Origin of the sequence: Romboutsia sedimentorum (assembly GCF_030131845.1) — a bacterium.
Lineage (GTDB): Bacteria > Bacillota > Clostridia > Peptostreptococcales > Peptostreptococcaceae > Romboutsia_D > Romboutsia_D sedimentorum.
Genome location: NZ_JASKYM010000005.1, coordinates 59721 through 82370, shown reverse-complemented (window position 1 = coordinate 82370; position 22650 = coordinate 59721). Strand labels below are relative to the sequence as shown.

General features: G+C 28.2%; 23 protein-coding genes. 3 read left to right on the top strand and 20 right to left on the bottom strand.

Going from position 1 to position 22650, the window contains the following annotated elements; all coding sequences use genetic code 11:
- Positions 1-2: 2 nt before the first annotated feature.
- The 17 genes from QOZ84_RS10965 to QOZ84_RS10885 all read right to left on the bottom strand — a co-directional run bounded on the left by QOZ84_RS10965 (position 3) and on the right by QOZ84_RS10885 (position 14800).
- Positions 3-677 (bottom strand): TIGR02536 family ethanolamine utilization protein, encoded by a 675-nt coding sequence (locus QOZ84_RS10965; RefSeq protein WP_284133007.1) that lies wholly within the window; start codon positions 675-677, stop codon positions 3-5.
- Between the two features lie 19 nt (positions 678-696).
- Positions 697-1323 (bottom strand): ethanolamine utilization phosphate acetyltransferase EutD, encoded by a 627-nt coding sequence (eutD, locus tag QOZ84_RS10960; protein ID WP_284133006.1) that lies wholly within the window; start codon positions 1321-1323, stop codon positions 697-699.
- 13 nt (positions 1324-1336) lie between these two features.
- A complete protein-coding gene (locus tag QOZ84_RS10955) occupies positions 1337-2104 on the bottom strand; it encodes a cobalamin adenosyltransferase (RefSeq protein WP_284133005.1) in 768 nt (255 codons plus the stop codon).
- Positions 2105-2243: 139 nt separating this feature from the next.
- Positions 2244-2531, bottom strand: a complete 288-nt coding sequence (gene eutM, locus QOZ84_RS10950; protein WP_026901054.1) for an ethanolamine utilization microcompartment protein EutM — start codon at positions 2529-2531, stop codon at positions 2244-2246.
- A 64-nt stretch (positions 2532-2595) separates the two neighbouring features.
- The gene (locus QOZ84_RS10945) at positions 2596-4065 is read right to left on the bottom strand and encodes an acetaldehyde dehydrogenase (acetylating) (protein ID WP_284133004.1); all 1470 of its coding nucleotides are present in this window, start codon (positions 4063-4065) and stop codon (positions 2596-2598) included.
- Positions 4066-4067: 2 nt separating this feature from the next.
- Positions 4068-4652: a BMC domain-containing protein gene (locus tag QOZ84_RS10940; RefSeq protein ID WP_284133003.1), complete on the bottom strand. Its 585-nt coding sequence runs from the start codon at positions 4650-4652 to the stop codon at positions 4068-4070.
- A 9-nt stretch (positions 4653-4661) separates the two neighbouring features.
- The gene (gene eutL / locus QOZ84_RS10935; protein WP_284133002.1) at positions 4662-5315 is read right to left on the bottom strand and encodes an ethanolamine utilization microcompartment protein EutL; all 654 of its coding nucleotides are present in this window, start codon (positions 5313-5315) and stop codon (positions 4662-4664) included.
- Between the two features lie 20 nt (positions 5316-5335).
- Entirely contained in the window at positions 5336-6217 is an 882-nt protein-coding gene (gene eutC / locus QOZ84_RS10930) for an ethanolamine ammonia-lyase subunit EutC (RefSeq protein ID WP_284133001.1), read from the bottom strand.
- A gap of 12 nt (positions 6218-6229) precedes the next feature.
- Entirely contained in the window at positions 6230-7594 is a 1365-nt protein-coding gene (locus QOZ84_RS10925) for an ethanolamine ammonia-lyase subunit EutB (protein ID WP_026901049.1), read from the bottom strand.
- A 16-nt stretch (positions 7595-7610) separates the two neighbouring features.
- Complete coding sequence (gene eutA / locus QOZ84_RS10920; RefSeq protein WP_284133000.1) at positions 7611-9044, bottom strand: ethanolamine ammonia-lyase reactivating factor EutA; 1434 nt, start codon at positions 9042-9044, stop codon at positions 7611-7613.
- 182 nt (positions 9045-9226) lie between these two features.
- Positions 9227-10642 carry a sensor histidine kinase gene (locus tag QOZ84_RS10915; protein ID WP_284132999.1) on the bottom strand — a complete coding sequence of 472 codons (1416 nt, stop codon included), beginning with the start codon at positions 10640-10642 and terminating at the stop codon, positions 9227-9229.
- The gene (locus tag QOZ84_RS10910; RefSeq protein ID WP_284132998.1) at positions 10635-11210 is read right to left on the bottom strand and encodes an ANTAR domain-containing response regulator; all 576 of its coding nucleotides are present in this window, start codon (positions 11208-11210) and stop codon (positions 10635-10637) included. The genes QOZ84_RS10915 and QOZ84_RS10910 overlap by 8 nt, the downstream gene beginning before the upstream one ends.
- A 56-nt stretch (positions 11211-11266) precedes the next feature.
- Positions 11267-11695 carry a EutP/PduV family microcompartment system protein gene (locus QOZ84_RS10905; protein WP_284132997.1) on the bottom strand — a complete coding sequence of 143 codons (429 nt, stop codon included), beginning with the start codon at positions 11693-11695 and terminating at the stop codon, positions 11267-11269.
- A 2-nt stretch (positions 11696-11697) separates the two neighbouring features.
- A complete protein-coding gene (gene eutS / locus QOZ84_RS10900) occupies positions 11698-12048 on the bottom strand; it encodes an ethanolamine utilization microcompartment protein EutS (protein WP_026901044.1) in 351 nt (116 codons plus the stop codon).
- Positions 12049-12259: 211 nt separating this feature from the next.
- The gene (locus tag QOZ84_RS10895) at positions 12260-13390 is read right to left on the bottom strand and encodes a 1-propanol dehydrogenase PduQ (protein WP_284132996.1); all 1131 of its coding nucleotides are present in this window, start codon (positions 13388-13390) and stop codon (positions 12260-12262) included.
- Between the two features lie 150 nt (positions 13391-13540).
- The gene (locus tag QOZ84_RS10890) at positions 13541-13768 is read right to left on the bottom strand and encodes a hypothetical protein (protein WP_284132995.1); all 228 of its coding nucleotides are present in this window, start codon (positions 13766-13768) and stop codon (positions 13541-13543) included.
- A gap of 99 nt (positions 13769-13867) precedes the next feature.
- Positions 13868-14800, bottom strand: coding sequence for a DUF362 domain-containing protein (locus QOZ84_RS10885; RefSeq protein WP_284132994.1), 933 nt, complete (start codon positions 14798-14800; stop codon positions 13868-13870).
- A gap of 206 nt (positions 14801-15006) precedes the next feature.
- On the opposite strand from QOZ84_RS10885, the gene QOZ84_RS10880 reads away from it, so the two are divergent.
- Together QOZ84_RS10880 and QOZ84_RS10875 are read left to right on the top strand one after the other, a co-directional pair.
- A complete protein-coding gene (locus QOZ84_RS10880) occupies positions 15007-15669 on the top strand; it encodes a CotA family spore coat protein (protein WP_284132993.1) in 663 nt (220 codons plus the stop codon).
- Between the two features lie 295 nt (positions 15670-15964).
- On the top strand, positions 15965-16735 hold the full coding sequence (locus QOZ84_RS10875) for a CotA family spore coat protein (RefSeq protein WP_284132992.1): 771 nt from the start codon (positions 15965-15967) through the stop codon (positions 16733-16735).
- A gap of 178 nt (positions 16736-16913) precedes the next feature.
- Here the strand turns inward: QOZ84_RS10875 and QOZ84_RS10870 are convergent, their stop codons facing one another.
- The 3 genes from QOZ84_RS10870 to QOZ84_RS10860 all read right to left on the bottom strand — a co-directional run bounded on the left by QOZ84_RS10870 (position 16914) and on the right by QOZ84_RS10860 (position 21415).
- A complete protein-coding gene (locus tag QOZ84_RS10870; RefSeq protein ID WP_416390351.1) occupies positions 16914-18485 on the bottom strand; it encodes an IS1182 family transposase in 1572 nt (523 codons plus the stop codon).
- 163 nt (positions 18486-18648) lie between these two features.
- Positions 18649-20241, bottom strand: coding sequence for a hypothetical protein (locus QOZ84_RS10865; RefSeq protein ID WP_284132990.1), 1593 nt, complete (start codon positions 20239-20241; stop codon positions 18649-18651).
- A 262-nt stretch (positions 20242-20503) separates the two neighbouring features.
- On the bottom strand, positions 20504-21415 hold the full coding sequence (locus QOZ84_RS10860) for a hypothetical protein (protein ID WP_284132989.1): 912 nt from the start codon (positions 21413-21415) through the stop codon (positions 20504-20506).
- 186 nt (positions 21416-21601) lie between these two features.
- Here QOZ84_RS10860 and QOZ84_RS10855 point away from each other — a divergent pair, with 186 nt between their 5' ends.
- The gene (locus QOZ84_RS10855; protein WP_284132988.1) at positions 21602-22624 is read left to right on the top strand and encodes a hypothetical protein; all 1023 of its coding nucleotides are present in this window, start codon (positions 21602-21604) and stop codon (positions 22622-22624) included.
- Positions 22625-22650: the final 26 nt, after the last annotated feature.

Genomic DNA, 22650 nt, shown 5'->3' with positions numbered 1-22650 from the left:
CACTATATTCTTTTTAATTTCAAGTGATGTATTCTTATGAAATCTGTAGCTAATGGAGTTATTATACTTCTTTTGCTAACTATAATACTTTTAACTCCATTCATTTGAGGCTTTCTCAAATCAGATTCAGATATTAGTTTTTTATTTTTTAAATCTAAACTAAATTCGTCATCTATCTTAAAGATTTCTGTTTTGCAATCATCTTTTTTTATTTCTTCATTTTGAATAAAATTATTTTTTTTACTAGTTATGCAATTTAAATCTTTTATAATTTCTATCCCAAACTTTTTAAGTTCATCTTCATAAGCTAAGTATTTATTGTATAAAGCTTTAGGTGCAGTTTCTTTATATCTTTTGTATTCTATTCCTTCATCTAAGATATAAACTTTTTTGCCTTTCATAAGCATTTTCAATATAAATCTTTCTTCATCTGATGTAGAATTTCCAAGTGCCAAATTACAAAGACCTCTCATACAAAGCTTAGATACAATAAGTATTTCACAACTTTTTACATTTTTATCAAAATTCATTATATCAAATTCATTATTTAACATATCAAATTTAGCTTTATTATCTTCCCATAGTAAAACAGCTTTAGGTTTGTTAGGAACTTCATTATTATTTAATTTTTTGTATATCTCTTCTACTATAAGATTTACAACATTATCATAGTTCACAATTTTTCCTCCCTAGAGGTTATTTTTTAATTATTTTCGCGATACTCTCTTTAGTGTATCCACAAGCATTAGCTTCATCATAGTCTATATGCATATTAGTTTTAAAGTTTTCATTTACTCTAACAACTACATCATCAAATATAAGAGGTCTGCATCCAAATACTTTAACTTGAACTATTTCATTATCACATACATCAAATTTAGTTGCATCTTGTGGTGTTATATGGATATGCCTTTTTGCAATCATAAGACCTTTATCTAAAATTACTTCTCCATGTTCTGTAGAAATTTTTATTCCTAATGTTTCATTTAAATCTCCACTTTGCTTTATAGGAGCCTTTAATCCTAATGATGAACTATCAGTTAAGGATACTTCTACTTGCGTTTCTTTTCTACAAGGTCCCAAAACTATAACATTTTTTATACTTCCTTTAGGCCCAGATATTGTTACTCTTTCTTTACAAGCATATTGTCCTGGTTGAGATAAATCTCTTAACTTTGTAAGAGTATAACCTTTTCCAAATAAACTTTCTACTTCTTTTTCGCTTAAATGCACATGTCTTCCTGATGCTTCTACTTCTATAAACGCTTCTCTTTTAACTCTCTTTACTACTTCTTCTACCACTTCATTTAATAGATTTTGCATAAATGTCCTCCAATTACTTGTATTTGCCCGTTCTTACTTTATAAATCATAATCCAGAACACTGATGATAATCTATTTAATGCTCTTATTAAATCTTCTCTTTCGACCTGTCCATATTCCCCTTTAAATGCTTCATACGCTGCAATTTCAACTTCTCTAGTATTACTTCTTATGCTATTTATACAAATTGCAACTTCTCCCATTTCATATGTTGGGAATTCATGATCTATTCCAAAGTATTTTTTAGGATTATGAGACTTTTCTCTTAATTCTTTAGGAGTCATTCCTAAAAGAGTAAAGTCATCTAAGTCTTTTTCTAATACTTCACATCTCATTATATTTCTTACAAAATCTAATATTTCTTGTAGGTCTTTTACTAGCTTAGGCATATCATTTTTTTGACATAATATTTGAGATTTTAAAATTTCAGATTCTAAAGAATCTATTTTACCTCTTAGTACTATTCGTTTATGATCTTTAAATACTAATAAATTTCCTTTTAAATGTGTCATATGTTCTGGTTTTTCGTCTAAATTAGCCCCAAATACTGTAGTATATTTGTATGTTTTTTCTTTTATAACTTCTTTTATAACTTCCTTTACAGTATCATTATTTTCATTTAAAATATCATCTACATATTTTAAAACAATGTTTTTTTCTGACAAGTAAGATTTTGCTGAAGGAGTTATTATTTGTCCTCTTTGAATGCAAAATTCAGTCATTTTTTCATCTCTATTTTTACCTATTACTCTTCTTATCTCATTTTCTGTTAAAACACCCATTTATCACATCTCCTATCAGATGGATAAAATGTGCTACCGTATTTGGTAGCACATTTTTATCAAAATTAACTTCACTATCATTTAGAAATTTTTATTTTTATATGATTTAATGAAATAAAATTATATATTATTTTTTTAATTACTCAGCAGATACTTTTGGTAATATAGCATCTACTTCAAAGTGTGGTCTTGGTATAACGTGAACTGATACTAATTCTCCAACTCTTTCAGCAGCGGCAGCTCCTGCATCTGTAGCAGCTTTAACAGCTCCAACATCTCCTCTTACCATTACTGTTACTAATCCTCCACCTACTTGCTCTTTTCCTACTAGTTGAACATTTGCAGCCTTAACCATTGCATCTGCTGCTTCTATTGCTCCTACTAATCCTTTAGTCTCTATCATTCCTAATGCGTTTGCGTTTGCCATAACAATTACCTCCAAAATTTTATATTAATATTATTTAATTCTTCACTATAACTTGTATACTTTATTAATTTAATTCTTGTACTATTTTTTTTACTAATAAGTTTATTAATTCTTCTTTATCCATTGATTCAAACATTGACGCTTCAATCTTAGGCTCATTTCCCCTAAGTTGTTCTATTTCTTTAACTCCATATGCAATCTTTTTTATATTTATAAGATCTAGTGGTCCTATATTATTTGAAGTTGAACTTCCACCAATTGCTCCACAACCTAATGTTAAAGCTGGTATTAAATTAGTTGAACCACCTATTCCACCAAGTGCTGACGGAGTATTTACAAGTATTCTAGATACTGGCATATTAAGTGCAAATTTCTTTACTAGTGATTCATCATTTGCATGCATTGAGAAAGTATGTCCTGCACCTTCATTTAACAATATCTCTTTACTTCTACTCATTACCGCTTCTACATTTTCTTCTATATAAAACGCAAGAATTGGTGTAAGCTTTTCTCTAGAATAAGCTACATTATGCCCAACTTTATTTTCTCTAGCTATTAAAACTCTGCTATTTTTAGGTACATTACTTAACTTAGCTAGTTCACATATTGTTTGAACACTTTTACCAACTATTTGTGGATTCATACTTCCATTTGCTCTCATTATAAACTTAGATAAAGTTTTACTTTCTTCTTCATTTAAGAAATAAGCATTTTGACTTTTAAGTTCATCTACAACAATTTCTTCCATAGACTTTTCTACTATTATTGATTGTTCTGATGCACATATAGTACCATTATCAAAAGTTTTAGAATCTAATATTCTTTTAACTGCTAATTTGATATCTGCACTTTTATCTATAAAAGCTGGTCCATTTCCTGGTCCAACACCTATTGCTGGTGTTCCTGATGAATAAGCTGCTTTAACCATTGCTTCTCCACCAGTTGCTAATATTAAGTTAGTATCTTTATGCTTCATTAATTCATTAGTTCCTTGTAAACTTGGTACAGTAATACATGCTATAGCATCACTTGGACAGCCTGCATTTACTGCAGCTTCACATATTAACTTAACAGTTTCAAGTATACATTCTTTTGCGTTTGGATGTGGTGAAAAAACTATTGCATTTCCTGACTTTATAGATATCATAGTCTTATATATAACTGTTGATGTTGGGTTTGTTGAAGGAATAATTCCTGCAACAACTCCAACTGGTGTAGCTATGTCAACAGTTTTATTTTCTTTATCTTCACAAATTATTCCAACAGTTTTTGTATCCTTTAAAGTTTCATAAACTACTTTAGATGCAAAAGTATTTTTTACTATTTTATCTTCCCATTTTCCAAATCCTGTTTCTGTATTAGCCATTTTTGCTAACTTAGTTGCATTTTCATACCCTGCATCAGCTATCGCCTTAACAATTTTATCTATTTGTTCTTGGTTCATATTAGCTAATATCTTTTGGGCATCTTTTGCTTTTCTAACAAGAGTTCTAACTTCTTGTATAGATACTAAATCTTTATCTAGAAGTGTCATAATTATTTATCCTCTCTGTTAAACTTTTCAACCATATCTATTAAATCTTCTTTTCTTAAAGAATTTAAATTCTTATGAGTAATTGAATTATCTAATTTTTTAATTAAGGTTTTAAGTTCTTTAACACTCATTTTAGATAAATCATCTTTATCTTCATTTGTGTTATTTTCATTTGTTTTATTTTCATTTATATTTTCTAATTCGTTATTTAAAACTTCACTCTGAATTTCTTTTTCAAGATCCTCTTTAAGTAAAATTGCTTCATTTATTTTAATTTGAGTAGTATCTTCTTCACTAAAATTTTCTTTATTTTCCTCTTTTTTAAATAAAGCCTCAACTACATCTTGATGTAATCGTGGTATAACATGAGTTGATCTTAGGCTTCCAATTCTAGATACAGATGCTTGGGCACTTTCTACTGCTGACTTAACTGCTCCAACATCACCTGTTACACTTACTGTCACAATCCCACTTCCAACCTTGTCAATACCAACTAAGTGTACGTTAGCAGACTTTAAACAAACATCACACGCTTCTATCGCAGCAACATAACCTATTACTTCTACTAAACCTAATGCATTAATCATTTATTTATCCTAGAATCCTGTTGGGTTATCTGCAACAGCTTTTACTGCTTCTGCAAAAGCATCACATGCTGCTTTGCAAGCTGACTGAGAACCTGTAAGTAATGCTCCACCGAAGTTTGTTTCAGTTGGAGGTGCAAATAATTCACACATAGATACATCCGCTGCTTTAAGAGCTGCATCTAGTGCATACATTGCTTCAAGTGGTGGTGCTACTAAATAAGCTAGTGCTTCACCTTCTTTTATTCCTGCTACTTTAGAAAGGTATGTTCCTGTTCTTGATACACAATGTGCATAATATGCTATTGAATCATCATCATTAGCACTTATAAATGTTGAACCATATTCCATAAAATCCATTACTGCATTTAATCCACTTCTTACTTCAGCTGGACTTGGTCCTGCTATTATACCTAAAACTTCTCCTGCAAGCTTAGTTGAAGCATTAGCTGCTCCTGCATACATAGATTTTGCATACACAACATCAACTTCAGATGCTTTTGTTGCTTCATCTAGTGCAGTATAAGTTACATCATCACAATCCGCAGTTATTAATCCTAAACTTTTTTGATGTGGTTGCAATTCTAACTTTTGTGCCATTTCTGGACTTATATTTGAAATTATTTTAACTCCTAGTATATTAGGACGAATTACATCATTTTTCATAATTTACACTCTCCACTTAATTATTTAAGGTCTATTCCTGAAGCTTTTTTATCTAACATAGTTTTTATAAGTTCAGCTATATGAGCCCCTGCTTCAACAGCAGTTGTTCCACCTTTGTGGATATTTGATATAACTGTTCTCTTAGCTTCTGCTATTCCTAACTTTGGTTTGTATGCAATATATGCTGACATAGACTCAGCAGTAACAAGACCTGGTCTCTCTCCAACTAACATACATACAACATCGCAGTCTAATTCTTCACCTATATGATCCATAGCTCCTACTCTACAATGTTTAACAAATAACAACTCTCCAGCTTCTATTCCATACATCTTTAAACCTTGTTTTATAGATGGAACGCAATCTTTTAAGTTAGCTTCTATAGCAGCTGAACTTAATCCATCTCCTATCATAAGTAATACCTTTTGGTTAGTACCAAATTTAGATTTTATAGTTTGCATTGTTTCTCTAGAGAATTTTCTACCAAGATCTGGTCTTGTTAAATATTCATCTTTATCACTACATAGTGTTTCTACTGCAAACAAATTATTTTCTTTTATGAAGTCTTCACTCACATAAGAAAATACAGAATCTTGTGCTGCTGCATGGTCAGCTCTTACTCTTAGCGCAGTTATAGTTTTATATCTTGCTCCGCATCTTCCAGTTCCTAATCTTGCTGGAGTCTTAGCTTTCATATCTAAATAAGCTTCTTTATCAGCTGGATTTTCAACTAATAATTGCTTCTTTATATCTATTTCTGTTATATCGTCTATACAAGCACTGTTATCAACTATACTTTCACTAACTTTAGTTGCAACCTCTTTTATAGAATCTGTATCAACTTGGCCAACCATTTGACCAACTAATTGTTCAACTAATGCTTTTAAATCTTTCTCATTCATAAATCAGATCTCCTATCCTAATAATATAGATGCATCTCCAGCTTTTTCAGTTAACTTACCATTTTTACTGAATTCCATCTTTTCCATCCACTCATCAAACTCTTTTATTGCAGTTAAACCAAACATTTCTCTTAAAGCTGCTGTTTCATGATATCCAGTTGTTTGGTAGTTAAGCATTACATCATCTCCATGAGGTATTCCCATAAAGTATGTACATCCTGCTGCTGTTAATAATACTGCTAAATTTTCTATATCATTTTGATCTGCTTTCATATGGTTTGTATAACAAGCATCAACACCCATTGGTAATCCGCTTAATTTACCCATAAAGTGATCTTCAAGTCCAGCTCTTGTAACTTGCTTTGCATCATATAAGTATTCAGGTCCTATAAATCCTACAACTGTGTTAACTAAAAATGGGCTAAATCTCTTTGCAAATCCATAACATCTAGCTTCCATAGTAACCTGGTCTATTCCATGATGAGCTTCTGAAGACAATTCTGAACCTTGTCCTGTTTCAAAGTACATTACATTTGGTCCTGTACAAGTTCCTTGCTTTAACATTAATTGTCTAGCATCTTCTATTGTTTGTGCATTAAATCCAAAAGCTTCATTTCCTTTTTCAGAACCCGCTATAGATTGGAATATAAGGTCTGTTGGAGCACCTTGTTTTACTGCTTCCATTTGAGTTGTAACGTGTGCAAGTACACATATTTGAGTTGGTATATCAAATTTACGTTTAACCTCATCAAATCTTTTAAGTACTTTATTTACACTCTCAACTGAATCATCAACTGGATTAAGTCCAAGTACAGCATCACCTATACCATAAGTTAATCCTTCAAGTAATGATGCAAGTATTCCGTCTGGGTCATCTGTTGGATGATTTGGTTGAAGTCTTGCAGATAAAGTTCCTGGCTCTCCTATTGTTGTATTACAATGAGCTTTTACTACTATTTTTTTAGCTGCATATACTAAATCCATATTTGACATTAGCTTAGTAACTGCTGCTATCATTTCAGAAGTTAAACCTCTTGATATTCTTGATAAATCAGCAGTAGTAGTATTGCTATCTAATATCCACTCTCTAAATTCTGACACTGTAAAGTCTTTTATTTCTTCATATATCTTTTCATTAACATCATCTTGTATTATTCTAGTTACCTCATCTATTTCGTAAGGAACAGCTGGGTTATTTCTTATATCTTCTAATTTTATCTCAGCTAAAACAACTTTAGCTGCAACTCTTTCTTCAGCAGATTCAGCAGCAACACCTGCTAATTTATCTCCTGATTTTTCTTCATTAGCTTTGGCCATTACATCATATAATCCTTTAAACTGATAAGTACGTCCAAATAATTTTGTTTTTAAAATCATTTACTTACCTCCTCTATTAATTAAAAACTAATGTTTTTATTACCACTGGTAAAACTTTTCCTTCAGCTATTGGTTTTCCAATGTCAATGTAATCACCATTTTCAACTTTAATACTGTCTATACAAACAATATCTTTTTCATAATTTAGTAGTGCATATATGGCTTGTCCTAAAACTTTTGCCATATCACTTTCAACTATTACTATAAATGGTAATTCATTTTCTATAAGTTCTTTCATTCCATTTACAAAACCACTAGCATATTCTTGTATATCTAAAAAAGTAGGATTTGGCTTACCTTGTATAGCAATCGCAACTTTTTGAAGATCATTTTCTAATTTAAACCAACTAAGTTTATTTTTTATAGCCTCACTTATTTGTAATGAACTTCCAGCTTCTTCATCTAATGATAGCTTTAAAACTGGTAAATTCTTAATAGGAAAAGCTTCATGTGTATAGGTTATAGTACTTCCACTTACTTCTGTAGTGTGAGACCCTGCACCTACTACAGTAGCTCTTATCGTTTCTAATGACTTAATTACATTTACTCTTTTAAGTGCCTCACAATTTTTAATAGCTTGACCTAGTAAAACACCTAAATCTCCATATTTAAAATAGTCATCTATTACTCCATCAAAGTAAACATAATCCGCTACTCCACCTGAGAATGAAACATTTTTTATTTCATCATTTAATTTTATAGACTTATTAGTTACTATAAAATCAAACAAGTTACCCTTTTCCTTAAGTCCAATACTTTGTATAAGCAAATCAACCATCATGTCTATTATTGGCTTTGTATTTTTAATAGTAGCTATAGTTCCTATTTGAAGATTTAAATTTTTATCATTTATAATTTTTTCTATCTTAGGCGATATATAAGTAATTTTTTTACTACTTTTATCCACTTTTATAAGTCTTCCACCTATATCAAGGCATCCAGTATCAATTACTTCACCTCTTTTAAATGATGCTATATTGCTAGTTCCACCGCCTACATCTACATTTACAACAGTTGTTGAATGTTCTTTTGAATATATATGTGCTCCTGCACCTTTTCCTGATATTATGCTTTCAAGGTCTGGTCCTGCTGTTGCAACTACAAAATCTCCTGCAAATCCACTTAAGGTATGCAATACATCATTAGCATTTTCTTTTCTAGCTGTTTCACCAGTTATTATAACTGCTCCAGTATGTATATCTTTTTTGTTTATATTTGCTTTTTTATATTCAAATTCAACAATCTCTTTTATCTTTTCTCCATTAATTTCATTGTTTGAAATAAGAGGAGTAAAGTAAACTTCACTTTTGTAAATTATTTGTTTATCTACAATACTTATTCTAGGTACTGAAAAACTAGATGCAGTGTTTTCTACTATCAATTTAGAAAAAATCAATTGAGTAGTACTTGTTCCAATATCAATTCCAACACTTAATAACTCTTCTCTCATTTTTTCACCTCCTAAGATTTAAAGTATGTTTTAAACAAGCAAAGAGGCTCAAAGTTATAATAAATATAAGTGAAATTCAAATTATAAATTAATATAATTTCTTTTAAATTCACTTACTCTATTAACAACCTTAAGCCTCTTTGCTCAATTAATACTACTACTTCGTAGTTAAGTTATTAGTTTTAAATATTGATTTGTGATGGTATTTTAAGTAAAACCTTTGTACCATTTTCATTTGATAGTCTTTCAATACTACCTTTTAATACTTGATTCATATAGCTATCTATTATAAAAGTTCCTAGACTTTTTTTATCTGAATTTTCATTGGTAAATCCTATTCCATTATCTATTACTGCTATGTTTTTATATTCATCTTCTTCATTTATTAATATTTGTATGTTGCCTTTTTCCTTATCTAAAAACGCATGATCATAACAGTTTTGTATAACCTCATTCATGACTAACAAAAGCGCAGTTGCTTTTTCTCCACTTATTTTAAAATCTTCACCACTTATATAGATATTTATATCTTTATTATCACAATAGCCACCTTGGATATTGCTTACTAATAAATTTATAGCATCTATCACAGATATATTATTATCAAGTTCTTTAGATAATAAATGGTGTGTTGATAATATTGCAAATACTCTATTAGTTATATTGTCTAAGCAATTCTTAACTTCTTCATTATTAGATATCCTACTTTGTTTTTTAAGCAGCGATATAACTGTATAAAGATTATTTTTAACTCTATGATGTGCTTCTCTTATAGCCACTGATTTAAGCACAAGTTCAGCTTCCTTTTGTTTTAAGTCACTTATGTCTTCTATTATTTTTACAATCTTAAACTCATCATCTTTGATATGGATTGTCTTTATTTTGAAAAATAATGTGTCTATACAAACCTCATTAGTCTCATCATAGTTTTCATTCAATAAAATTTGTTCAAACTTTTCATGTTCTATATATAAATCATTATAATGCATATCTTGTATATCACATATGAATCCTAGTTTCTTATACATTTGAACTGCATTTTTATTTTTTATCTTTAGTGTTCCATTTTTATCAAATATAAGTATAGCAGAATTTAAATTATCAGTTAAAAAATTATTATTTTTTATTAAGTTTATAAATTCATGTGACTTTTCACTTTGAGTTTTGTTATTTTGATTTATATCAAATTCATTTTTTAACTCGTTACTTATATCTTTTTCTACAATCAATACTCCTATAACTTCATTTTCTAGGGCTATTGGTTGAATTGTCTGTTGTACTAACTTGTATTCTTGAGTTAGAGCTTTTATATCCCTTGTTGTAATTCCTAAATTTAGAGTTTTTATTACTCCTGGCTCATTTTCATTTAATGCCTTCTTACCTACGACGTTTTCACTATAAAGTGACTTGTTTTGTGGTTTACCATGACACACTACTAAAGCTTCATTTTTATTTTTGCTTAACACATCTATAAAAACATCACTTTCATAGAAATTTGCCATCAGTTCTAATGATTTTGAAACCTCTATAATTTTTTCAACTTGCTCTTCATTCAAATAGGTGTTTTCTATACATATTTTGCTTATTGTATTATTCATCATATCCAATAATAATCATTTTAGCTATCTCAAGCATAGTAGTTCTTTTGTCCATACTAAGTTTTCTAATTCTATTATAAGCTTCATCTTCACCTATTTTAAATTCTCTAGTAAGTATGCCTTTTGCTCTTTCTATTACTTTTCTTTCTACCAATTTAGAATTTATGTTATCTAAATCTTTTTTCATTTTTTCAAATTCATTTACCTTCGATAAGCACATTTCTATAGTAGGTATAAGTACTTTTTCATTAGCAGGTTTTACTAAGTATCCAAATGCACCAATACTTTTAGCTTTTTCGATATATTCACTATCCTCAAAAGAAGTTAGTAAAAGCACTCCTCCAGCTAAATTTTCTTTAGCTATTATTTTTCCTGCTTTTATTCCATCTAGTATTGGCATATCTATATCCATGATTACTAAGTCTGGATTGTATTTCTTACAACTTTCAACAGCTTCAAATCCATCGCAAGCTTCTCCTACTATTTCATATCCTCGCTCTTCTAATAAATCTTTTATATCCATTCTTATAAGTGGCTCGTCATCCACTAACAATATTTTTTTAGCCATATATTCCACCTCACTTAAAGGTCTTAACAACACTTTTATTAATATGTGTTTTAAAATTAACTTAGATATTTAAGTAATTCCTCTATACCTATATTATCAATAGTGTCTACTTTAAATATTTTATTAACGCCTGCCATTTCTAATCTTTCTTGTGCTATGTTAATATCGTTTTCACTATCAGCATTATTAATCTTAGTTATAATACCTATTACTTCTTTGCAAAATATACTTGCAAAACCTGGTGCTATATAATTTTCTTCTTGTGTGCAGTCATATACTATCGCTATAACTTTTGCATCTACTGCTGTTGTTATTAAAGCATTGTATAATGATCTGTTTTCCATATACTCACCAGGAGTGTCTATTGCATTATTGTAAATTTCTACTGATTGTGTTTTTTTATATTTAAGCTCTAACTCATCTAGCTTTTGGCATAAAGTTGTTTTTCCACTACCTGTCTTTCCCATAAAAATTACATTTTTCATTTTTAAGTCCTCGTTATCTTAGTAGATGTAAAGTTTAGCATATTTCCTAAAACTTGTAATACTTCATCAAGTGCAGACTCTACAGAGCTTACATCACCCGTAACCACTAAAGATCCACTGAATCTATCTATAAACCCTAATGATACTCCCGATGCTTTTGTTGCCACATCTGCTGCTATTATTGACGCTTCACTGGGAGTTATTGTAAGTATTCCAATTGCATCTTTTTTATCTATTATAAGACCTAATTTCTTGTATATTTCTTCATTTGGATTCGCTATTATATGAGCAAGTGTAACTTGTTTACCTGGCACATATTCTTGAATAACTCTTTGTTTAGTATCTTGTGTCAATTTATTCCCTGCTTTCTTTACTAACTTTTAGTTGCTATTAAATAAATAGAGGCTTCTAAAAGACACATAAAAACATATCCTTTAAGAAGCCTCATTGCTTTTTTATAAATTATCACGCCTTTGTGATACTTTTATTATAATTTTTCGTTTTATATTTGTCAATATTTATTTTATCTTTTATAACAAACATTTTCCTTGACACTTTATGTCGCTATTTGATTTTATTTAATATGTTTATTATTTCTTTTTCTGTTGGCTGTTTAGGATTAGTTTTAGTACATGCATCTTTTATTGCTAAAGCTGCTATTTCTTTTTCTAAATCAGTTATATCGTTAATATTTATCTTACACTCACTTAGCTTAGTTGGCATATTCATTTCTTTTTGCATTTTTTTAATTTCATTAACTAAACTTTTCACCCCAACTCTTATATTAGATGAATTCAACCCTAAAAAACTAGCTATATCTGCATACTTCTTTGCAGCTAAAGAATAGTCTGTATTATTATATCCTACTATATCTGCATTATATTCTATTACATGAGGAAGTAAAATTGAATTTGTTCTTCCATGAGGTACATGGAATTTACCACCTAGTACATGTGCTATAGAGTGGTTTACACCAAGAGATGCATTATTAAAAGCCAATCCTGCTAAGCATGATGCATTATGCATTTTTTCTCTAGCATCAAGATCTTCTCCATTTTTATATGTTTTAATTAAATATTTACACACCAACTTTATAGCTTTTTCAGCAAGTGCATCAGAAAAATCATTTGCATTAGTTGATACATAAGCTTCTATTGCATGAGTAAGTACATCCATACCTGTATCTGCTGTTATAAAGTTAGGCACTGTTTTTACTAATTCAGGGTCTAGTATGGCTATATCAGGAAGAAGTTCATCTGACACTAATGGATATTTTGCTCCTTTTTGGTTATCTGTTATTACAGAAAAAGATGTTACCTCTGATCCTGTTCCACTTGTAGTTGGGATTGCTATAAATTCTATTTCTTGTGTTTTTAATATTTTTTTTGAAAAGTCCATTATAGCTTTGGCTGCATCTATTGCAGACCCTCCACCCAAAGCTATAATAACTTGTGGCTTTACTCTATCACACACTTCTACTCCGCTAACTATAAGTTCTATTGGTGGATCTGGAACTATATCACTAAATATCTCATAGCTAGATTCTTTAATATGTTCTAAAATTTTATCTATCATTTTAGATTTAATCATAAACGGATCTGTTATTATTAGTATTTTCTTATTTTTGATTTCACTAATTGACTCTAATGATCCTTTTCCGAATTTTATCTTTGTTTTAATTTCAAAATTATACAATTTTATCTCTCCCTTTTTAATATAGTGTTTGTGTAAAAACAAAAAAACTCCATAGATATAATCCTATGGAGCTCCTTTGCTCTTTAAACACGCCTTTGTGTATTATTTTTAATATACTATTTGTATAAAATATTGTCAATAAAATTTAACTTATCTTATTACAAGTTCATTTTTCTCTCTTGCTGTTTTTTGCTTACTTTGCATATTTCTTTGCTTAGTCATAGTTTTATTACTGTGTTCAGGCTCTCCTTGTGATGCTATTTTAACATTAACTTCACTACTATTAGCACCATTTATACCTAACTCTTTTGCTATTTCTAATTTTTCTTTTTGATAGTTTTGCATTTTTTTTATATTTTCTTGTTTTTTATGAGTCATACTGCCACATCCTTTTGATTTATTTCTATTGTTATTATTACACTTATTACTTTTTAAAATTCTTGTAAAAATTTTCATATTTTTAGACTATTTAATTTTTTATTGTCCATGTATATCTTTAAATTTTTCTTTATCAACCATAACATCACTTTTTCCATAAGCTGCCTTGCTAAATATCTTTTCAGCTTCTACTAAATCTATTCCTTTTATATCCATATTCTCAGGTTTAACTTCTCCTATACCATCTTTGTATAACCCATATAAATAACATACTGCTTGTGGTAAGAACCCAAGTAATCTTGCACCTATAGCATCTGCTGCAAGAGGGTCTGTAGATGCTATTATAAGCCCTGGAGTATCTACTGCCATACCATTAGTAGGCCCTGTTCCTATCATTGCTTTATCGCAACTTATTATACTTAAATCTATAGGCACTTTATTTGCAAAACTTCTTATAAATCCATGTAAGTCTTCATGTATACCTGTATTTTTTTTAGGATATCCATGAATTTCTGCTGGTGGCCATCCCATTGCTATGTTTTTTATAGATGCTGTTACTGTTGCTTCCTCATGTTGTTTTAATTGTGTAAATGATATTATAACATCAGCTTCATCTATTACTTTATTAATGGGTGTAGATTTTATTATTTTATGATTTAGTTCTAAGTTTATGTATGGTCCATAATTCATATCAATAAATTCTACTTCTTCATCTTGTATTACCTTATCATATCCTACTTTTTTCATAACATCAGGTGTTTTAGCGCCTGCTGAGCCAACTGCTATATATATCTTACCTGGTTGTTTAGATTTTACATATTGTATAAGTTTTTTTAGTGTTTTAGGGCCTACCACTACTCCATCTTTAGGCTTTTTATCTTTTACCCAATTTGGAGTTATTATTACAACATCCCCTTTTTGTATTACTTTATCCATCGGTAATAAGTCTAGTGCTTTTTCTAAAGATTTTCCTTCACTAATTGCTTTACTTATTGCAACAATTGGTTCTTTTACTTTACGTTCTTTTATCATCTGCTCACCTTCCTTATTCTTTTCATTTAAATTATTTACATTTATTTGTTTAAAAATTCAATTTCATATTAAATTCGCTTTAATTTATGTTTATTAATAAATATTTTTTGTCTTATATGTAACTGTTCTCTATATTATTAAATATATTATAAGTACATAGGTTATCAAATTATCTATGAATTATGTAATTTAAGGAGTATAATTATATGGCTAATTGTGAATCTAAAGATGATAAACATGATAAAAAAGAAACTTGCTGTTGCAAAGATAGCATGAAAAAAGCTTTAGAACTATTAACTTGCTCAACAATAAATCCTTATGTTAACTTTAATAACTTTGCATTTATAGGAAAACATTATTTAGTAGGAACTCAACTTACTGCTACATTACTTGATGGTGACAATATAGTTTCACCTGCTGCTACATTTAGTGGCTTTGAATCTTGTAGTTGTAGTTCTGTAAGGTTAACACCTACTACCGATATAAACTATCCTGTAATTACAGATACTGCAACTCTAGGATTAACTGCAAATCATGCATCTTTATGTGATGTAGAATCTATAGCATTCACATATAGCACTGCAACTATTACTCAAGCTGAATTTGAAGCTAATTTAACTGCATTACTTGATGATTCTCATGATAAATGTTTTATTAAATGTGAAGAATGTTGTTGTAATGAAGGTGTTTTCAATTCAATTTACAACTCATTTAGTTCAAATATAAATAGCTTAACTGCTGGATGGTTAGCTATACAGAGTGCTAAAGTTTTAGGTAGAGTAGGAAATGTTTTAGTTCTTTCTAATAATGTTTCTTCTCATACAATATACTTTGTTTGCTTAGATTCTGTAGAATTTTTAAATTATTAATATAATTTATATAGATTACGACTGTATGATTAATGCCTTGTGTATTAGACAATCTAAAAAATACAATAAATTAAAAAGGTCTGATTCTGATATACATTTAGAATCAAGCTTTTTAATTTATTGTATTTATAAAAAAAACTAAATTCATATTAAATTTACTAAGTTATGTTTATGCATAAATATTATAAATATTTTTTTATGTTATATGTAACTTTTTTCTATAATTTTAAATATATTATAAGTACGTAGGTTATAAAATCGCCTATGAATTATGTAATTTAAGGAGTATGATAATATGCCTAATTGTGAATCAAATAGAAATGGTTGGAAAGACGGTAATTCTAAATGTAACTGCTATGATAAAAAAGAAGATCCTTGCTACAGTAAAAAGGAAGAGCCTTGTTACTGTGAATCTAAAGATAATAAACATGAAAATAATAAAAAAGAAACTTGTTGTTGCAAAGATAGTATGAAAAAATCTTTAGAACTATTAACTTGTCCAACAGTAAATCCTTATGTTAACTTTAATCAATTTGGATTTATAGGAAAACATCTCTTAGCAGGAGCTCAACTTACTGCTGCAATAACTGATGGTGATAATATATCTGTGCCAGATGCTACATTTAGTGGTTTTGAATCTTGTAGTTGTAGTTCTTTAAGATTGACACCTACTACTGAGGTATTTTATCCTGTACCTGGCTCTGCTTCTCTAGCATTAAATATAAACCATGCTTCTTTATGCAACATACAGGCTGTAGCGTTCACATATAACACTACAGCTATTACTAGAAGTGAATTTGAAGCTAATTTAATTGCATTACTTGATGATTCTCACGAAAAATGTTCTATTAAATGTGAGGACTGTTGTTGTAACGAAGGTGTCTTCAATTCAATTTTCAACTCATTTAGTTCAAATATAGTTAGCTTAACTGGTGGATGGTTAGCTTTACAAAACGTTAAAGTTTTAGGTAGAGTAGGAAATGTTTTAGTTCTTTCTAATACTACTACTACTGTAAATATGATATACTTTGTTTGCTTAGATTCTATAGAATTTTTAAATTATTAAGATTCTCAAATTTTCATTTAAAAATTAAATCTATTTTATAAAGGGGGTGTCTCAAAATGATTTTTAGAAATCATTAGACGAGGCACCTTCTTTTTTTCTATTTAAGAAAAATCAACCTTATTTGTGCATCACAAAAACAAGATTTTCCAAATCTCTTTTTTTTATTGATTTAATATTCTTAAGCTATATCTTTTATGAAAAAAGATACACCTAACTTATTTTTACGCATTTTAGTATGCAATTTATTTATATTAAATGCAAATGTTAGGAGTAAAAATTCACACTTTACATTCTCTTTGCCCCTAGTTAGAAATTGTCTGAATCCATAATTTTCTTTTAAAACTCCAAATGTACCTTCAACTTGTATAGATCTATTCATTCTAAGTAATATGCCTCCGGCACTTTTTATATTAGTTAGTGAATTCTCTCTTAAATCTATAAATTTTTTTGAAACATGTATCTGTCTATTTCCTTTAGCTTTAGTACATTTATCCTTGTACTCACAACCATTACAATCTTCACATTCATATATAGTTAATATGGATTTATATCCTGATTTTGATTTTTTTGATTTTCTGCCGATAGGCATCAAAACCTTACGGTTATAACATATATAACAATCATTTTGTTCATCATAATGCATATTTTCTCTTTTGCTAATATTATTTTTAAACTTATTTTTCTTTCTAGACTCATAATTTTGAGGTTTTATAAATGAATTATGCTTATTTTCTAGTAAATATACATAGTTTTCTTCACTTTCATATCCTGCATCGGCAACTACATTTTTGTATGTTTTATGTAATTTTAATTTTAAATTTTTAAGAAATGGTATAAGAGTCAATTGATCAGATCTTTCACTAGAAATATCTAGTCCAACTATATATTCACCTTCAACCCCAATTTGTACATTATATCCTGGTTTAAGTTGAGCATTTCTCATATGATCTTCTTTCATATGCATAAATGTAGCATCTTTATCTGTTTTAGAAAAACTATTTCTACCATCGAATATAGAGTTATAATTGTCATATTTTCCTTGTCTATGAGCTAATTCGTCAAATCGTTCTATAAATCTTTGTAGTTTTGATTTTCTTTTACCTTTTCCATGTACAAATTCTATATTTTCAGAAATCTTAATTTTATTTAAAGTTGTTAGAATTTCAGATACTTGTTGCACTGTAATTTTATCTTGAACTGTATAAATTGTATAATTTATATTCAACTCATCATTTAGAGTTCTTATTAATATTCTAAGTTTTTCTTGTAATTTAACTTCAGATTTATCGGTTGATTTTTTCCATACAAAAGTATATTTATTGGCGTTAGCCTCTATTTTTGTTCCGTCTATAAATATATTTTCAAATTTAATCTCTTTTAACTTTAACAACTTTTTAATTAATTGATAAAATAGATCTTCTCCTGCTACTGAAATTCTATTACTTCTAAATCTAGATATCGTATTATGATCTGGAGTTTTTTCTCCTTGTAAAAGCCACATAAAATTAATATCTCTGCGACATACCTTTTCTATTTTTCTACTAGAATAAATGTTATTCATATAAGCATATACTAAAACTTTAAATAATACCTTCGGTGAGACCACTGGATTTCTTCCCTTCGGGGAATATGCCTTCATTAATTTTTCGTAATTTAATTCCTCCATTATTTGGCTTAGTATCCTAACCGAATCATTATGTGGTATTATTTCTTCTAAAGTTTTTATCGATAATTGGTTATTAGTATTTATAACTTGGTTATAATCTTTATGTATAGTTTTGTTTTTTAGCATAAATTAATTCTGTACATAAAAAATGAACTCTAGTCACTAGAGTTCATTTTTTTGTCGGACTATCCTTATTTTATTTTGAGACAGCCCCTTTATCTTTAAATATAAAGTTTTTGCATACATCTTATAAATTCACAGAATTAATATTTTCTGTGGAATAAATAGTTATATCTGAATCACCATTATTAACAATCATTATTCCATCCCCAACATATTCTATACTTCCATTTATATTTTCTTTATATAAGTTAAAATCATCCTTACCAACAGTTTCTATATCCTTAACTACATTTACATTTACTTTGCTTAATTTAATATTTTCTGTAACGCTTTTATAATCATTTATCGGTTTTATTGATTGTATAACTGGTGTTGTTTTTATATCTTCTATTTGTTGTATAGAGTTTCCACTTATATTTATTATATCATTTATCAATTCTGTTTCTTCCTTTGTAACAACATTAACGGTATCGTATTTATTAGTTATAGAATTTACAATATCTTTTGACGTGTTTATAATATTTTTTATAGACTCTAAATTTTCTGATTTATATTCTACTAAATTATCGGCATATTCAATATCTAATGATTCTATTAAGTTTGCTTTATGCTGGCCAATATCTTTAACAACTTTACCTATTTGTTTATTAATATCTATATTTCCTAATAAGTTATTAGAATCATCTTCTAATACAGTTATTGTCTTTAATTCTATTTTTAATGGTTCAAATGTCCCATCATCTAACACAACTCCTACATATCCGTCTCCTGTAGGATCTAACATTAGTGATTTTGAACTTACCTCATCTTTGCTTACCTGTTTATTTAATGGCTCTAAGCTTAAAATATCAATAGTTTTTGATTTAATTATATTATCTGTAGTATTTATATTCCCTATAACTCCGCCTATGTAATCAGGTGCTAAATCTATAACAACGCCAGACTGATTTTGTTTTATATCTTTTATAGCCCTTGTAGTGGATTGAGCTACTACTACATCGCAATCATCTATATCTATGTTAGTTATTACTTTTACAGGCTTTGTTTGTACCGGTCTAGCTACTTCTGCCTCTTGTGCATTATTTGTTAAAACTTTTTTTTCTTCAACCTCTATATTAGTTATTATTTCTTGAGGATGTGTTTTTATATAGTTAATAGCCTCAGTTTTTTGTACATCTATATTTACACTTTGTAAAACGTCTACTTGTTTTGAATCTAAATATGTTTCATCACTTAAAACCTCTTCTTTTATTATCTTTTCGTATGCTCTACCTTTTGTATGATTTTCATCTACAATACTGTTAAATTTTATTGAATCTATATTTTTATAGTTTTCTTTTATATAATCTTCAATATTTTTATCATTCATTTTCTTGCTATATCTTCTTTGGTAATTTTTATTGTATGTACTTCTTGAAGTAAATACATCCGTATTTTCAAATTCCATAATTAGTTCATCTTTAATTTCATTATCAGTTAATATTTTCACTTTCACTATATCACTTATTGCGATTGCTACGTTGTCATATACTATCATATTTTTACTTATGTTTATATTTTTTTCTTCATTGTTTGATAGTTCCATATATGTTACAATTCCATCTAGTGTCGTTATTTCCAACTGTACAAAACAATCATATTCATCATATAAACTAGTTATCATATCATTAATTTTTATAAATATTTCTACTATAGACTTTTTATAATATTTTTCCATTTAATAATCCCCTTCCATAACTACATAAACTACATAAATATAAACACTATTCTTATATTTATGTGTAAAAACACATTGTTATTACCTTTTTAGAACTTTAAATAGCACCTTAATATAATTTGCTATAGCCTAAGATAGAGGCTCTTAAACGCTATTTAATCAAGATAAGATCCCATCTAATACAATAAAAAAATGAACTCTAATACTAGAGTTCATTTTTTATTTACAGCTATTTTTTTTATAAAAAGCTGCTTTTAAATTATTAGCATTTAGTTGATGTTATGTTTCCATCGCTACATTTTATACAACTTGGTGATGTGTATACTACTAATTCTTCTTTAACTATAGCATAAATTTTTTCAGTAACTAAAAGAGAAGAGAATATATCTGCTTTAAATTCTCTGTTTGGATTAGTACAAGAGTCTGGATTGAATTTTTCTTGTGGTGATACACAATCAACATCTATACATCCATCAAATTTAAGTTTCATATTTAAGCAGAACTCATCTGAAGGTAAGCATATTTCGCCTATAAAATCTAGAGGTGTTGTTTTTCCATCCATTATATTTAATATTGGCCCACTATATGTTGTACAAGCTTCAAAATCCTCACATCCTATTTTCCCTCTTACTGTTATAACTAAATTACATACATAGAATTCTACTCCTATTTGAGCAATTCTAGTCTTTTTACCTTTTTCACAACAACTAGAACTTGTTGCTATATTGTATTTGTTTTTATATGAGTTGTAAAGACTAACATCTCCACATTCAAACTCTGGTGAACATTCATCTGGTATAAATTTAACTTCTTTTTTATCTATATATGATTTTAATCTTGGTTCTTTGTCCTCATTCATTAACCCTATAAAATCAAATTCTACAAGTACATCTTTTACGCATATTTCATTAGCTCCGTATTTTGCCCCACGTCTTTCCTTTACTTTAAATACTAAGTCCTTTATTAATTTCATAGTTCCTGATTTAAGGCATACATAATCATATATTCTTTCTGTTAGAACTGGTATACATATTGCATTTGATATATCTGCAGGACATCTTAATTCTATTGGTTCACAACATTGATTTGTACACTTATTTGGTTTTGGTTTAGAAGGCGTATTTTCGCATTCTTCGCAGCAATTTTTTTCTTGATTACATCTCATTTCTTCCATGTCAAATATCCACTCCTGTTAATTATTTTAGAAAAGACTACTTTCTCTTCTTATTAAAATATATGGATATTCATATCTACCTGTTACTGTTTGAGTATATATTTTATTATTTTTTTTTTTATTAATGTATAAAATGTATTATTTTAAAATATAAATATTAGTATAAGTAATTTTCGGGGGGATGTTATGTCTTTTTTTAATAAAACATATATATTTATTAGGAAACTAGATGAAACTATAAATATACTAAATTTTGATAAATCTATCATTTGTAATACCATGGATTCTAATTTTAATAATTTATATTCTATTAATATAATAGATGGCGATTATTCTTTTGTAGATGTTTGGTTTGAAATAGACAGTAGTGATAATATATATGGAATTTTAAATAATAAAAAAGGTAAATTACTTTATATTAATATCAAAGATAAGAATATAGAAGAAAATACTCTTTTAAAGTACGATTATAAAAACTTCTTTATTAAATTTCCTTTTATAAAAATAATATCAAACGAAACTCATGCTATTTATTATTCAATGAATAAAAATAATTCAAATTTAACAACTATAGTTCATATATATATGCATGATAATATATGCATAAAAAACTCAATTGATCTTATAAATTATAATATACTTACTAATTTTATAGTAACTTGGGATAATAACATTCCAACAATATTTTATTTCAAAGTTATAAATGGATTTGAAGAATTGTTTTTTTGTACTTATGATTTAAATGAATTTAAATGGCTTAATCCTATTCAAATGACAAATTCACAAAAAAATAAAATCTATTTATCTGTTATAAATAATGATGAAAACTTTTATCATATAGTTTTTTCTGAAAATAACGATGGTAAATATTATTGCGCTTATTTAAACGCATATATTAGATGTGACAACTTTAAAGTATACAATCATATTTACATAAGTTCTAATATAATGTGTTTATTTCCTAACCTAATTGAGTATAATTCTATTTTATATGCTCAATGGGTTGAATATTTTAATTTATACACTTGCAAGTCTATTGACAATGGTAAAACATGGACCCAACCTATCGCTTCAAGACATTTATCAATATCACCTGCTTTAATATATCAGTTTAAATCTAATTTTAAAGATGATAGAATATACAATTTATCCTCATTGTTTACTTTTGAAGATTATTTTGAAATAGATAAATTAATACCTAAATACTAAAACTTATACTATCTTTATATAAATTC

Excerpts from the sequence above, each read along its gene's own strand:
- QOZ84_RS10880 (WP_284132993.1), top strand. The coding sequence starts at position 15,007 with ATGGCTAATTGTGAATCTAAAGATGATAAACATGATAAAAAAGAAACT.
- QOZ84_RS10925 (WP_026901049.1), bottom strand. The coding sequence starts at position 7,594 with ATGATTTTAAAAACAAAATTATTTGGACGTACTTATCAGTTTAAAGGA.
- QOZ84_RS10905 (WP_284132997.1), bottom strand. The coding sequence starts at position 11,695 with ATGAAAAATGTAATTTTTATGGGAAAGACAGGTAGTGGAAAAACAACT.
- QOZ84_RS10885 (WP_284132994.1), bottom strand. The coding sequence starts at position 14,800 with ATGATAAAAGAACGTAAAGTAAAAGAACCAATTGTTGCAATAAGTAAA.
- QOZ84_RS10945 (WP_284133004.1), bottom strand. The coding sequence starts at position 4,065 with ATGACACTTCTAGATAAAGATTTAGTATCTATACAAGAAGTTAGAACT.
- QOZ84_RS10890 (WP_284132995.1), bottom strand. The coding sequence starts at position 13,768 with ATGACTCATAAAAAACAAGAAAATATAAAAAAAATGCAAAACTATCAA.
- QOZ84_RS10860 (WP_284132989.1), bottom strand. The coding sequence starts at position 21,415 with ATGGAAGAAATGAGATGTAATCAAGAAAAAAATTGCTGCGAAGAATGC.
- QOZ84_RS10910 (WP_284132998.1), bottom strand. The coding sequence starts at position 11,210 with ATGGCTAAAAAAATATTGTTAGTGGATGACGAGCCACTTATAAGAATG.
- QOZ84_RS10955 (WP_284133005.1), bottom strand. The coding sequence starts at position 2,104 with ATGGGTGTTTTAACAGAAAATGAGATAAGAAGAGTAATAGGTAAAAAT.
- eutM (WP_026901054.1), bottom strand. The coding sequence starts at position 2,531 with ATGGCAAACGCAAACGCATTAGGAATGATAGAGACTAAAGGATTAGTA.
- eutC (WP_284133001.1), bottom strand. The coding sequence starts at position 6,217 with ATGAATGAGAAAGATTTAAAAGCATTAGTTGAACAATTAGTTGGTCAA.
- eutL (WP_284133002.1), bottom strand. The coding sequence starts at position 5,315 with ATGAAAAATGATGTAATTCGTCCTAATATACTAGGAGTTAAAATAATT.
- eutD (WP_284133006.1), bottom strand. The coding sequence starts at position 1,323 with ATGCAAAATCTATTAAATGAAGTGGTAGAAGAAGTAGTAAAGAGAGTT.
- eutA (WP_284133000.1), bottom strand. The coding sequence starts at position 9,044 with ATGAGAGAAGAGTTATTAAGTGTTGGAATTGATATTGGAACAAGTACT.
- QOZ84_RS10940 (WP_284133003.1), bottom strand. The coding sequence starts at position 4,652 with ATGATTAATGCATTAGGTTTAGTAGAAGTAATAGGTTATGTTGCTGCG.
- QOZ84_RS10875 (WP_284132992.1), top strand. The coding sequence starts at position 15,965 with ATGCCTAATTGTGAATCAAATAGAAATGGTTGGAAAGACGGTAATTCT.
- QOZ84_RS10865 (WP_284132990.1), bottom strand. The coding sequence starts at position 20,241 with ATGGAAAAATATTATAAAAAGTCTATAGTAGAAATATTTATAAAAATT.
- QOZ84_RS10855 (WP_284132988.1), top strand. The coding sequence starts at position 21,602 with ATGTCTTTTTTTAATAAAACATATATATTTATTAGGAAACTAGATGAA.
- QOZ84_RS10915 (WP_284132999.1), bottom strand. The coding sequence starts at position 10,642 with ATGAATAATACAATAAGCAAAATATGTATAGAAAACACCTATTTGAAT.